The sequence below is a fragment of the Streptomyces sp. NPDC094448 genome, from assembly GCF_044763775.1.
In the GTDB taxonomy this organism is placed as follows: domain Bacteria; phylum Actinomycetota; class Actinomycetes; order Streptomycetales; family Streptomycetaceae; genus Streptomyces.
In genome coordinates, this window is record NZ_JBIWGU010000007.1 from 83,958 (window position 1) to 96,020 (window position 12,063).

Here is a 12,063-nt window from a genome sequence, read left to right on the forward strand (position 1 = left end):
TCAGCTCTGAATCGGACTTCGACAGCGCGATCATAGGACGGGTAACGGGTATCACCACGTAATTCCCCTGTGTCGCAGCGGAGTTGGAGAAGGAGCTGGAGAAGGAGTTGGAGAAGTCGGACTGCGGGTGGAGAAGTTGGAGCCGAGCGGTGTGCAGGGCGGGACCAGGGTCGGAATCCGGGAGTCCGGATGTATCTGCGCAGGTCAGAGCAGCGTTAACGAAGATGACAACGGAGACCGGTGCAGCCTTTGCGGCGGGCGCCGAGATGCGCTTCACTTCGCGGACGGCATATACCCATGGGGGGTGTATCCGGGTGGCCCGGGAGTGTTCCGGGTGGGGTGCCGTTGCAGGCCGTCCGTTCGCTCGGGCCGTACCTCGTCCGCTGTCCGTTCCTTGCTGAGGAGCACACCGATGGCACCATCCGGCACCACCGCACCGCACAATCCGTCCACCGCCGGCCAAGGCCTCGCACGACGGCGCCTGCTCGCCCTGGCGGCCCCGGTACTCGGCCTGCTGGTCGTCGGGCTCGACGCCACGATCCTGACCGTCGCCCTGCCCACCCTGGCCACCGAACTGGAGGCCACCACCACCGAACTCCAGTGGTTCACCGACGGCTACACCCTCCCCTTCGCCGGGCTCCTCCTGCCCCTCGGCGTACTCGGCGACCGGATCGGCCGACGGCTCGTCCTCGTCGGCGGGCTGCTGCTGTTCGGGATCGGCTCCGCCATGGTCATGGGTGTCGACAGTCCCGAGGGCCTGATCCTGGCGCGGGCCGTCATGGGCGCCGGGGCCGCCGCGATCACTCCCCTCGCGCTGTCGATCGTGCCGCTGATGTTCCCGCCGGAGGAACGCTCCAAGGCGATGGCCGTCGCGACGGCGGGTTTCGCGCTCGGTCTGCCGCTGGGCCCGCTGGCCGGGGGGTGGCTGCTCAGCAACTTCTGGTGGGGGTCGATCTTCCTGATCAACGTTCCGGTGGTGGTCGTCGCCGTCGTCGGCATCCTGCTCCTCGTGCCCGAGACCCGGGATCCGCACGCCCCACGGCTCGACCTGATCGGTGCCGCGCTGTCCCTGGCGGGCGTGTCCGCGTTCGTCTACGGGGTGATCGAAGTGCCGAACCGGGGCTGGTCGGACCCGGTCGTCCTGGTCACCGCCGTCGGCGGACTCGCCCTGCTCGCGGCACTGCTGGTACGGCTGCGGCGGGCCACTCATCCGCTGGTCGACCTCGGGTTCTTCCGCAACGCCCGGTTCACCTGGTCGAGCGTGGCGATCTCGGCGGTGATGTTCATCCTGTTCGGTGTGCTGTTCGCCGTACCGCAGTTCCTCCAGCAGGTGCAGGGCAAGGACGCCATGGCGACCGGGCTCCATCTGCTGCCGATGATCGGGACCCTGATCGTCGCCGCCGCGGTCGGCGGCCCACTCGCCGGCCGGTTCGGTACGAAGGCGATCGTCGCCACCGGAATGGTCCTCTGGACCGCTGGTCTGCTCCTGCTGGCCACGGTCGACGCCGATACCGACTACGCCGTCACCGGCACCGCGCTCGCCGTCATGGGCACGGCCCTCGGGTTCACCATGCCGACCGCCCTGGAGGCGATCCTCGGCTCGCTGCCCGCCCATCAGGTCGGCGCCGGGTCGGCCCTCGCCAACTCCATGCGCCAGATCGGCGCTTCGGTCGGTGTCGCGGTACTCGGCAGCGCCCTCAACTCCACCTACCGGCGGGAGGTTTCGGAGGAACTGCCTCCTGCACTGCCCGAGGCGGCCCGCACGGTGGCCGGGGACCATCTGGCGGGTGCGCTCCGGATCGCGGAGAAACTGCCGGTGGAGCAGCAGGGTGCCGCGGTGGCCGCCGCGGCCCGGGGCGCCTTCGCCGCGGGCATGTCGACCGTTGCGCTGATCTGCGCGGGGCTCGCGGCCGCGACCGCCGTACTGGTGGTGGCCCTGCTGCCGGCCCGCGCGGAACGGGAGCCGGAACCGGGCGCCGGGGGGCTCGAACCGCGTACCGGGGAGGGCGGGGAGGGCGGGGAGGGCGCCGGGCGGCCGGAGCCCGCGGGCCTCGGGACCTGAGAGGCCGCGGGACCTGAAGCCGCGGGATCCGAGAGGCCGCGGAACCTGCGAGACCGCAGGACCCGAGAGGCCACGGAACCTGCCAGACCGCAGGACCCGAGAGGCCACGGAACCTGAAGCCGCGGGGGCGGCTTCGGCCCGGGACGGAGAACTTGGCCGGGGCTTGGGCGGGTGCTGCCCGGATGCTGGGCGGGCGTTAATGCGGCGGGCGCGATCGTGGGGTGATCCGCAGCACCCACCCCCCACCGAGCAGGAGACTCGATGAAGCGAACCTTCCGTGCCCGCGCTGTCGTCGCCACTACCGCGGCCGTTGCCCTCACCGTCGCCGCCGGAGCCGGTGTCGCCCGCGCCGGGGACGACGACGAGCGTCCGGGGAAGCCCGCCGAACGGGAGATCGCGGCGCTGTTCGGGCAGTGGAACGCGGCTCTCCAGACCCGGGACGCGCGGATCGTCGCGGACCGGTACGCGGCGGACGCCGTTCTGCTGCCGACGGTCTCGCCGCAGATCCGGACCGACCGGGCGGGAATCGTCGACTACTTCGAACACTTCCTGGCCAAGAAGCCGCGGGGCGAGAAGATACGTACGGTGATCAACGTGCTGGACCGGGACTCGGCCGTGGACGCGGGCCTGTACCGGTTCCATCTGACGGACCCCGCGACGGGCAAGGTGTCGCAGGTCGTGGCCCGTTACACCTACGCGTACGAGAAGCGCGGCGGGAAATGGCTGATCGTCAACCACCACTCCTCGGTGCTCCCGGCCGACGGCTGATCCGCAGGCCGATCCGGACCCGGAGGCCGCTCCCGGGGGCGTCGCCCAGGCCGACCGTACCGCCGTCGTCCGTCACCAGCCGCCGGACGACGGCGAGGCCGAGGCCCGTACCGGAGCGGCCGGTGAGCCCCTGGCCGCGCCAGAAGCGGTCGAAGGCGCGGAACTGCTCGGCCGCGGACATACCCGGGCCCTGGTCGAGGACTTCCAGGACGGCTTCGTCGCCGTCGGGGGCGGCCGTCAGCCGGATGGTGATGGTGCCGCCGTCGGGTGACACCTCCAAGGCGTTGGAGAGCACGTTGTCGAGGACCTGGTCGAGATTGCCGGGGCCGGCGAGGACGTACAGGCGGTCGTCCACGTCACCGGTGAGGACGATCCTGACCCGGCGCTCGTCGGCGGCCGGGCGCCAGACGCTCAGCCGCTCCGCGACGAGTTCGCGCAGCGGCACCGGCTCCGGCGTCGACACCTTGGCCTCCGCCCTGGCCAGTACCAGCAGTCCGCTGACCAGCCGGCTCATCCGGACCACCTCGGCGGTCGCCTGCTCCACATCCTCACGGACGAACTCGTCGTCGACGCCGTCCGCGATGTTGTCGAGGGAGAGACGCAGCGCCGTCAGCGGGGTGCGCAGCTGATGCGAGGCGTCGGCGACGAAGATGCGCTGCGCGGCGACGAGGGTGTCGAGGCGTTCCGCGCCCTGGTTGAGGGTGCGGGCCAGGGTCCTGGTCTCCCGCGGGCCCGTGATGGGCGAGCGGGCCGTCAGATCGCCGTCGCTGAACCTGCTCGCCATGTCGTTGAGCTGGCGCAGCGGCTTGGTGAGCAGCCGGGCTGCGATCGCGCCCAGGCCCGCGGCGATGGCGAGGACCCCGACCGCGAGGACGGCGCGGAAGCCCCAGACCTTCCAGAGCCGGTCGCTGAGGTCGTCCGTGGCGTACCGGATCCGCAGCGCCCCGACGATCGCGCGGTCCCCGGTCTGCGCCCGCGCGGGCACGGTGATGGCCAGCTCCGGCCCCCAGACCGGCTGTTCGCCCCAGTCGACGGTGGTCCGGCCGTCGCGCAGGGCGAGCAGGAAGGCCGAATCGTCCGGGCGGGCGGGCCTTCCCAGCGACGGTACGGCCGTTCCGTCGGCCCAGACCGCCTCGACCACCCCGGGCGTCTCGTCGGCGTAGGCATCCGCGACCCGGTCCAGCGCCTGCCGCGCGGGCGCGTCACCGCCGAGGAGCAGGGCCATCGTGGTGGCCTCGCGGCGGACCGAGTCCTCCGTGTCGTTACGGAGCTGGGTGGTCAGGGTGAAGGCCACGGGCACGGTGAACGCCGCCAGCGCCACCCCGACGAGCAGCACATAGCTGACGATCAGGCGCCGGAGCATACCGCTCCGGCGGCCACGGGCGGCGATACCGGAGGGCGGGCCGTCGTCACGCAGGGGGTGATGCGTCATGCGGGGCGTGCGGGGTGCGCGGGGTGTGGCGGGTGCGGGGCAGTGTCCGGGTTCGTATCTGTGTCTGTGTCTGTGTCTGTGTACGTGTACGTGTCTTTGTCCGGGGCCGTGTCTGTGTCCGGGGCCGGGCCCGGGTACGTCCTCGGGCCCGGGACCGTGCCTGCGCCCGGGTCCGTACCAGGGACCGGGTCCGTGACGACGAGGCGGAAGCCGACCCCGCGCACCGTTTCGATCACCACCGCGCCCGCCAGTTTCCGGCGGAGCGCCGCCACATGGACGTCCAGCGTCTTGGTCGGGCCGAACCAGTTGGCGTCCCAGACCGCCTCCATGATCTGCTCGCGCGACATCAGCGCTCCCGGCTCCTCCGTGAGGAAGGCCAGCAGGTCGTACTCCTTGGGCGTGAGCGCCACCTCCGCGCCGTCCAGCCGGACGCGCGCCGCCTTGCGGTCGACCAGCAGCCGCGAGCCGTAGCGGTCAGGTCCGCCGTACACCTGCTGCGCGGGCCGGACCCGCCGCATCACCGCACGGATCCTGGCGATCACCTCCCGTACCCCGAAGGGTTTGGACACATAGTCGTCCGCGCCGATCTCCAGGCCGACCACCCGGTCCGTCTCGTCGCTGCGGGCACTGATCACGATGATCGGTACGTCGCCGCGGCGGCGCAGCGCCCGGCAGACGTCGAGCCCGTCGGTATCGGGCAGGCCGAGGTCCAGCAGGACGAGGTCGTAGGGGTCGGTGACGGCCAGCGCCGCCGTGCCCGTGGTGGCCCAGTTCACGGTGAAGCCGTAGCGGAGCAGGCCGCGTCGCAGCGACTCCGCGACCGGCTCGTCGTCTTCCACCAGCAGTACCCGCAATACATGCACGAGGGGCACACTAATGTGCGGGCGGGGTACGGCGGAGTGGCGGGCGCCGATGGGCCGTTGGCCGGGGCCCTCAGGGCTTGAGGATCAGCTTCCCCGGGGCGTGGCCGTGTTCGCTGGCGTACTGGGCCCGCCCCGCGTCCGTAAGCGGGAAGACCTCCGCGACCGGGATCCGCAGCCGCCCCTCGGCGGCGAGGACGGCGTGCGCGGCGAGCTGGTCACGGTCGCGGACGGCCGCCGAGGAGTAGGGGACGCCGTAGTCGGCGGCCGCCGGGTCGGCGATGGTGACGATCCGGTCGACCGTACCGCCCCGCAGCTCGATGGAGTCGGGCAGAGCGCCCTTGCCTGCGGCGTCGAGAACGGCGTCCACCCCGTCCGGGGCGACCTCGCGGACCCGGGCGACCAGTCCGTCCCCGTAGGCGACGGGGGTGACCCCGAGGGCGCGGAGTGCGGAGTGGCGGGCCGGGGACGCCGTACCGATCACATGGGCGCCCCGGGCGAGCGCCAGCTGGACGGCGGCGGTACCGACGCCCCCGGCCGCGCCGTGGATCAGCACGGTCTCCCCGGCGGAGACTTCCAGCACATCGAGCGTGCGCTGCGCGGTCTCGGCGGCGATGGTGAGCGCGGCGGCCTCCTCGAAGGACAGCTCCGGCGGCTTCGCCACGACCACGGAGGCGAGGGCGTACTCGGCGTAGGCGCCGGTGTCGGTGAAACCGAACGCCTCGTCGCCGACGGCGAGATGGCGGACATCGGCACCGACCGCGTCCACGACACCCGCGGCCTCGACTCCCGGGACAGAAGGGAGCAGGGTGGGGAAGACGCTCTGGAACGAACCGCTGCGGATCTTGTAGTCGATGGGGTTGACCCCGGCCGCGACGATCCGCAGCCGTACCTGCCCGGAACCGGGCTCGGGCACCTCGCGCTCGGTCGGCTCCAGCACTTCCGGACCGCCGAACTCTTCGAACTGGATGGCCTTCATCGCAGGTCCTCGCCCTCTCCAGCCGGCCGTGGCATGCCGGTCACCGGCTGGCCAGAGTAGGCCGGGGACGGGGTCCGGTGGGCGGAGCACGCCCGGGGCCCGGTCTTCGGCACTCCAAAGGGGGACACGGTTCACGGGGAGACGGGGGCGGGAGGCGGCGGGGTGTGCGTACCGGCTCCGAGGTGAGCACGGGGCCGAGTGCGCGTACCGATTCCGAGGGGGGCGCGGTCCCCATGTGGGCGCCGGGGCCGGCCCCCGTCCCGGTCCCCGTGTGGACGGCGGTTCCGGCCCCGGTCCCGGTCCCGGCCCCCGTCTCCCGGTGGACGGCGGTTCCGCGCCGAGCGGGTAGCGAGCTGTCGTACCGAGCGGGCGGCGAGCTGTCGTGCCGAGGGCGGACCGGCCCCCGGCCCCTGCCGCGGGCGGCGAGGTCCGGCCCCGGGGGCGGCTCGCCTACGCTGAAGGGGCGATGTACACGACCCGGAGGCACGACGCTGTGATACGCCCCTTCGCCCGGCTCGGGACAGCCGGTCTCGTACTGCTGACGGCACTGGCGACGGGCTGTTCCGCTGCGGCCGTGTCCGGCGGCTCCGCGGGCTCCGGCGGGTCCGGTTCCCCGTCGCCCACCGCCCCGGGGCCGATGGTGCTCCGGTCCCAGGAGGCCCGGGAGATCTTCCAGGACTATGCGGACACCAAGGCGGCCGCGGACGCGGCCCTCGACGACGCGTCGATCCGCATGGTCCAGACCGGTCCGCTGCTCGCCGAGTCCCTCGCGCAGTACGCGGTCGCCCGGAAGTCGGGTACCGCGCTGCCGCTCGCGGGCTACCGCAATCCGACGTTCCTGATACCCGACACGCGGAACGGCGAGGGGTACCCCCGCTGGTTCGCGTCGTTCAGCAAGCGGGAGGGGCGGGAGACGGACCGTACGGCGGAGGTCCACTACTTCGTGCAGGAACGGCCCGGCAGCCCGTGGCGGGCGGCCGTCGGGGGTTCGGCGCTGACCGGGCCCGAACCCGCGCCGCCACTGCCGCCGTCGGTCCGGTACGAGGAGTTCGCCGCCCCCCTCCCGGACACCAGGTACCCCCAGGACGTCGTCCGGCCGGGGACCGCAATGCTGCCGGCGCTGGACCGCGCCGCCGCGGGCGCCATCCGGATGTCGGGGTCGGCGGCCGCCGACCGCCGGGTGTGCGACACCCTCGCCGCGTCCCTGACCACCACCGTCCCCGGCGAGCCGTCCCCGGCCGCCGTCGCCGCCGACCGGGAGTTCGCGTCGGGCCCGTTCACCACCGGACTGCGGTCGTACGCCGTGGGGCTCTCCGGCGACGGGCTGCGCCGCGACTACACCTATCGGGCCACGGATGCCGGACTGCCGGTGTTCCGCCTGGAGTCCGGCGGCTCCCTGGTGATGTGCACCCTCACCCGCGACCACCGGGTGTCGACCCCGGGCGGGGAGCGGACCGTCGCGTTCACGGCCGGTTCGGACACCGACGTCCTGCTGGGCGGCGGGTCGTTCCGCCGGGTCGACCAGCGCGGCAGCGTCAACGCCCTGGTCGAGCTGCCCGCCGGCCAGGGCGAGCCCGCCACCGTACTGTCGGGCAACGGCTACGACCCGCAGATCCTCTCCGCGACCGGGGTGCGCTGACCCGGGAACCCCGTACCCGGGTCAGGCCGGAGCTGCCAGTGTCTCCGGGTCGATGACCTTGGTGTTCTGCGCCGCCGCGATCCTCCACTCGCCGTCGTCCTTGGCCAGGACGTACAGCGGGGTGCCGGGCACCGCGTCGGGCCGCTCGGCCACCAGCGCGGACGGGTCCGCATGGCCCCGGAACACCTCGTCGAGCGCCTCCCCGTCCCGGGTGACCGGCCGCTGGCGGACCTTGACGGCGGCGATGTCGGGGCGGATGAAGAGGATGTGCTCGGCCGCGTACGAGGCGGTGATCTCGTGGTCGGCGGTGGCGGGCAGTACCTGACGGGTGAAGGCGCCGATCTCGTCGGCCCCGGTGAGCCGTTTCCCGTGCGCCGTGGTCCAGAAGGCGTCGGGCCGGAACGGGCTCAGGAACACCTCCGGGAGCGCGTTCTGCTGGGCGTATTCCACCCGGGCGACGAGCGCGACGATCGCGTCCACATCCTCCTGCGGGACCTCGACTCCGGCGACCTGAGCAACCTGAGCAACCTGAGCGACCTGGGCGACCTGGGCGACCTGGGCAGTCCGAGCAACCTGAGCAACCTGAGGCTTCATGGCGGGGCTCCTTCACAACCGTGCGCGACCGTGCGCGGTGTCCGCCGCGGCCGGGTGACCGCGACGGATACAGCGTGCAACCTCAATATTGCTTGAGGTCAATACCGCCCTTTGCCCCCGGCCCTTCCCCGGGCCGATGGTGGAGCAGGCTCCACCACGAAGACACCGGCAGGACCGCTCGTGGCGGCCCCCCGCCCCTCGGTTGACTTGCTCTCGCAGACGGACACGAGAGAGCAGGACAGATGACATCGCCTTGGCACCCCGCGCAGGACGCTCACCAGAGCGCATATCCGGGTGCGCACCCGGGCACGGAGGCGTATCCGGACCGCCATGCCGCGGGACACCGGGGCACGGAGTACGGGACACCTCCCGCCCCGTACGAAACCGCCCGTCCGGGTACGGAGACGGCTCCCGGCCGGTACCGCGGAGCCCGTACCGACACCGCCCCCGCCGCCCTCCGCCTGGAGTCGGTGACCAAGACCTACGGCACCGGCGCGAACACGGTCACCGCCCTCGACAACATCTCCGTGTCCATCCCCCGCGGCACCTTCACCGCCGTCATGGGCCCCTCCGGCTCCGGCAAGAGCACCTTCCTCCACTGCCTCGCCGGGCTCGACCGCCCCACCAGCGGTCGGGTCCACCTCGGGGACACCGAACTCTCCGGGCTGAAGGAGGCCGCACTCACCACGGTCCGCCGCGAGCGCATCGGCTACGTCTTCCAGGCCTACAACCTGATGGCGGCCCTGTCGGTCCGGCAGAACGTGACCCTGGTCCCCCGGCTCGCGGGCACCCGCGTCGACGACGCCTGGCTGGCCGAGGTGCTCCGGCGGGTCGGCATGGACCGGTACGCCGACCGCCGCCCCGCCCAGCTCTCCGGCGGCCAGCAGCAGCGGGTCGCGATCGCCCGCGCCCTGGTCACCCGCCCCGACGCGGTCCTCGCGGACGAGCCGACCGGCGCCCTCGACTCCCGTACCGGAAAGGAAGTGCTGAAGCTCTTCCGGCAGATCGTGGACGACACCGGGCAGACGGTTCTGATGGTCACCCACGACCCGGTGGCCGCGTCGTACGCCGACTCCGTGGTCTTCCTCGCCGACGGCAGGCCCGCGGGTGCCCTGCACCGGCCGAGCGCCGAGCAGATCGCCGACCGGATGACCCACCTCGGGGACCGGTGAGACGCGCCGTGTTCGATATCGCCTGGAGCACGATCAAACACCGCAAGGGCGGTTTCGTCGCCGCCTTCGTCGCCCTGTTCTTCGGATCCGCCGTCATCACCGCCTGCGGGGTGCTGCTGGTGTCCGGGCTCACCTCGGGCGTCGAACCGCAGCGCTACGCCGGGGCGACCGTCGTGGTCGGCGGCGAGCAGTCCAAGCCCGTCGCCGAGGACTTCGACCCCGTCTACCCGGAGCGGGCGGGGCTGTCGGCGACGGTGACGGACCGGATCGCGAAGGTCCCGGGCGTCCGGAGCGCGGTCGGGGAGCGCACGATCGCGCTGAGCGCCGCCGACCGGCAGGGACACCCGCTCGACCTCGGTGATCCGCTGTACGGGCACGGCTGGTCGTCCGCCGCCCTCGCCCCCTTCGAGCTGACGGCGGGCGAGCCGCCGCGCACCGGCCGGGAGGCCGTCGTCGACGCGGACCTGGCCCGCGCGGCGGGCCTGAAGGTCGGGGACCGGATCCGGCTCGCCGTCGGCACGACCCCGGCACCGTACGAGATCACGGGCATCGTCGGCCCCGTCGGCCGGCAGGTGTCCGTCTTCTTCACGGACGCGCGGGCCGCGGAACTCTCGCCCCACCCGGACCGGCTGACCGCCGTCGGCGTGTTCGCCGAACCCGGTACGGACGCGTCGGCGCTCGCGGACCGGATCGCGAAGGCCGTGCCCGGCACGGACGTCCACACCGGGCGTGAGGTCGGTGATGTCGAGTTCCTCGACGTCGGACAGTCGCGCGGATTCCTCGTCGGACTCTCCGCGGCCTTCGGCGGTACGGCGCTGGCCGTCGTCGTCTTCGTCGTCTTCTCCACCCTGGGCCTGGGCATCCAGCAGCGCCGCCGCGAACTGGCGATGCTGCGCGCGATCGCCGCCACGCCCCGCCAGATCCACAAACTGATCGGCGCCGAGACACTGCTGGTGTCGGTGGTCGGCTCGCTGCTCGGCGCCGTCCAGGGCTTCCTCGTCGCCGACTGGCTGCGGGCCGCTTTCGCCGAGGCCGGCTCGTTGCCCGCCGACTTCGGTCTGGCCCGCAATCCGCTGCCCGCCGTCGCCTCCGTCGTACTGTGCGTCCTCGGCGGCCGGCTCGCCGGATATCTCGCGGCCCGGCGGGTGGCCCGGATCCGGCCGGTGGACGCGCTGGGCGAATCGCAGGTCGAACCGGCGGCGCTGGGCCGCGGCCGGCTGCTCTCCGGTCTGGTGCTGATCGCGCTGGGCCTGGTCGCCGCCGTCGTACTGCCCCTGCTGATCCCCGGGCAGGCCGCGCTCGCCGGGGCGGGCAGCGCGCTGCTGGTGCTGATGGTCGGAGCCGCGCTGATCGGCCCGGTGCTGGTGAAGGCGGTGGCGCGGCTGCTCGGTCCGCTGCTCTCCCGGTCCCGCGTCAGCGGCTATCTCGCCGCGGCGAACAGCGCCGCCAACTCCCGCCGGCTGAGCGGTGCCGTGGTGCCGCTGGCGCTCGGGGCCGCGATGGCACTGCTCCAGATCTCCCTGCTGACCACCGGCCAGGAGGAGGCGAAGCGGCAGACGGCGGAAGGGGTCGTGGCGGACTGGGTCCTCACCAGTGGCGGTCCCGGCACGGGCCTGTCGCCCGAACTGACCGAGGCCGTACGGGCCCTGCCCGGGATCACCGCGGCTACCCCTGTCGCCCGCTCGCAGGTGCTGCTCAACTACGACGAGGCCGGTAAGCCGCGGGCCGAGACCTTCAGCGCCCAGGGCATCGACCCGGCGGGGCTCGGGCAGGCGCTCGACCTCGATGTGCGGGAAGGCGGTCTGACCGGTCTCACCGGGGACACCGTCGCCCTGAGCCGGATGGCCGCGGGCACCGCGGGGCTCGATGTCGGGGACACCGCCGATCTCCACCTCGGGGACGGTGTACGGAAGAAGCTGAAGGTGATCGCGGTCTACGGGAACGGGCTGGGCTTCGGCGAAGTCACCCTCCCCCACCAACTGCTGATCCGGCACACCACGAGCGGGCTGAACAGTGCCCTGCTGGTGACCGCCGATGAGCGGGCGGGCGGCCCGGCGAAGGCGGGCGCGTCCCTCGGTGAACTGGCCGGGCGGACGCCGACGCTGGCGGTGGTGTCCCCGGACGACTACGCCGCGGCGCAGGAGGGCGCGTACGCCGATCAGTCGTGGACGAGTCTGATCGCCAACGGGGCCCTGCTGCTCTATGTCCTGATCGCGGTGGTGAACACGCTGGTCATGACGGTGACGTCGCGGAGCAGGGAGTTCGCGATGCTCCGGCTCATCGGCACCACCGCCCGGCAGACCCGGCGGATGATGTTCATGGAGTCGTGGGTGGTCGTCCTCACGGCGCTGGCGCTGGGCACGCTGATCGCCCTGCCGCCGATGGTGGGGAGCGCGCTGGCGCTGACGGGGCGGCCCGTACCGCATGTGGAGCCGGTGGTGTGGCTCGCGGTGGCCGGTGCCGTCGCCCTGCTGGGCTGGTTCTCGACCAGCCTGCCGACCCGGTCGGCGCTGCGGGCGGAGCCGGTGGCGGCTGCGGGCGTACGGGACTGAGTCGG

General features: G+C 72.9%; 8 protein-coding genes and 1 pseudogene. 5 read left to right on the forward strand and 4 right to left on the reverse strand.

The annotated features are described in order from the left end of the window. Window positions 1–412 precede the first annotated feature (412 nt). Both ACIQ9E_RS15175 and ACIQ9E_RS15180 read left to right on the forward strand, forming a co-directional pair. Entirely contained in the window at window positions 413–2,062 is a 1,650-nt protein-coding gene (locus ACIQ9E_RS15175) for a DHA2 family efflux MFS transporter permease subunit (RefSeq protein WP_403706965.1), read from the forward strand. Window positions 2,063–2,323: 261 nt separating this feature from the next. Next, window positions 2,324–2,830, forward strand: a complete 507-nt coding sequence (locus ACIQ9E_RS15180) for an SgcJ/EcaC family oxidoreductase (protein ID WP_403706966.1) — start codon at window positions 2,324–2,326, stop codon at window positions 2,828–2,830. On the opposite strand, the gene ACIQ9E_RS15185 is transcribed toward ACIQ9E_RS15180, so the two are convergent. The 3 genes and pseudogenes from ACIQ9E_RS15185 to ACIQ9E_RS15195 form a co-directional block, all read right to left on the reverse strand. Beyond that, window positions 2,793–4,193 carry an ATP-binding protein gene (locus ACIQ9E_RS15185; protein ID WP_403707400.1) on the reverse strand — a complete coding sequence of 467 codons (1,401 nt, stop codon included), beginning with the start codon at window positions 4,191–4,193 and terminating at the stop codon, window positions 2,793–2,795. The genes ACIQ9E_RS15180 and ACIQ9E_RS15185 overlap by 38 nt on opposite strands. Window positions 4,194–4,420: 227 nt before the next feature. Next, a pseudogene (locus tag ACIQ9E_RS15190) lies at window positions 4,421–5,116 on the reverse strand (response regulator transcription factor); the annotation flags it as partial. Between the two features lie 79 nt (window positions 5,117–5,195). Beyond that, window positions 5,196–6,101: an NADP-dependent oxidoreductase gene (locus ACIQ9E_RS15195; RefSeq protein WP_403706968.1), complete on the reverse strand. Its 906-nt coding sequence runs from the start codon at window positions 6,099–6,101 to the stop codon at window positions 5,196–5,198. Between the two features lie 466 nt (window positions 6,102–6,567). On the opposite strand from ACIQ9E_RS15195, the gene ACIQ9E_RS15200 reads away from it, so the two are divergent. After that, window positions 6,568–7,740 carry a hypothetical protein gene (locus tag ACIQ9E_RS15200; protein ID WP_403706970.1) on the forward strand — a complete coding sequence of 391 codons (1,173 nt, stop codon included), beginning with the start codon at window positions 6,568–6,570 and terminating at the stop codon, window positions 7,738–7,740. A gap of 21 nt (window positions 7,741–7,761) precedes the next feature. Here ACIQ9E_RS15200 and ACIQ9E_RS15205 read toward each other — a convergent pair whose 3' ends face one another. Beyond that, complete coding sequence (locus tag ACIQ9E_RS15205; RefSeq protein WP_403706972.1) at window positions 7,762–8,334, reverse strand: SgcJ/EcaC family oxidoreductase; 573 nt, start codon at window positions 8,332–8,334, stop codon at window positions 7,762–7,764. Window positions 8,335–8,576: 242 nt separating this feature from the next. Between ACIQ9E_RS15205 and ACIQ9E_RS15210 the strand changes: the two genes are divergently transcribed. Both ACIQ9E_RS15210 and ACIQ9E_RS15215 read left to right on the forward strand, forming a co-directional pair. Beyond that, the gene (locus ACIQ9E_RS15210; protein ID WP_403706974.1) at window positions 8,577–9,506 is read left to right on the forward strand and encodes an ABC transporter ATP-binding protein; all 930 of its coding nucleotides are present in this window, start codon (window positions 8,577–8,579) and stop codon (window positions 9,504–9,506) included. After that, window positions 9,503–12,058 carry an ABC transporter permease gene (locus tag ACIQ9E_RS15215; protein ID WP_403706976.1) on the forward strand — a complete coding sequence of 852 codons (2,556 nt, stop codon included), beginning with the start codon at window positions 9,503–9,505 and terminating at the stop codon, window positions 12,056–12,058. Before ACIQ9E_RS15210 ends, ACIQ9E_RS15215 begins: the two co-directional genes overlap by 4 nt. The last annotated feature ends 5 nt before the right edge of the window (window positions 12,059–12,063 follow it).

Excerpts from the sequence above, each read along its gene's own strand:
- ACIQ9E_RS15175 (WP_403706965.1), top strand. The coding sequence starts at position 413 with ATGGCACCATCCGGCACCACCGCACCGCACAATCCGTCCACCGCCGGC.
- ACIQ9E_RS15180 (WP_403706966.1), top strand. The coding sequence starts at position 2,324 with ATGAAGCGAACCTTCCGTGCCCGCGCTGTCGTCGCCACTACCGCGGCC.
- ACIQ9E_RS15185 (WP_403707400.1), bottom strand. The coding sequence starts at position 4,193 with ATGCTCCGGCGCCTGATCGTCAGCTATGTGCTGCTCGTCGGGGTGGCG.
- ACIQ9E_RS15195 (WP_403706968.1), bottom strand. The coding sequence starts at position 6,101 with ATGAAGGCCATCCAGTTCGAAGAGTTCGGCGGTCCGGAAGTGCTGGAG.
- ACIQ9E_RS15200 (WP_403706970.1), top strand. The coding sequence starts at position 6,568 with ATGTACACGACCCGGAGGCACGACGCTGTGATACGCCCCTTCGCCCGG.
- ACIQ9E_RS15205 (WP_403706972.1), bottom strand. The coding sequence starts at position 8,334 with ATGAAGCCTCAGGTTGCTCAGGTTGCTCGGACTGCCCAGGTCGCCCAG.
- ACIQ9E_RS15210 (WP_403706974.1), top strand. The coding sequence starts at position 8,577 with ATGACATCGCCTTGGCACCCCGCGCAGGACGCTCACCAGAGCGCATAT.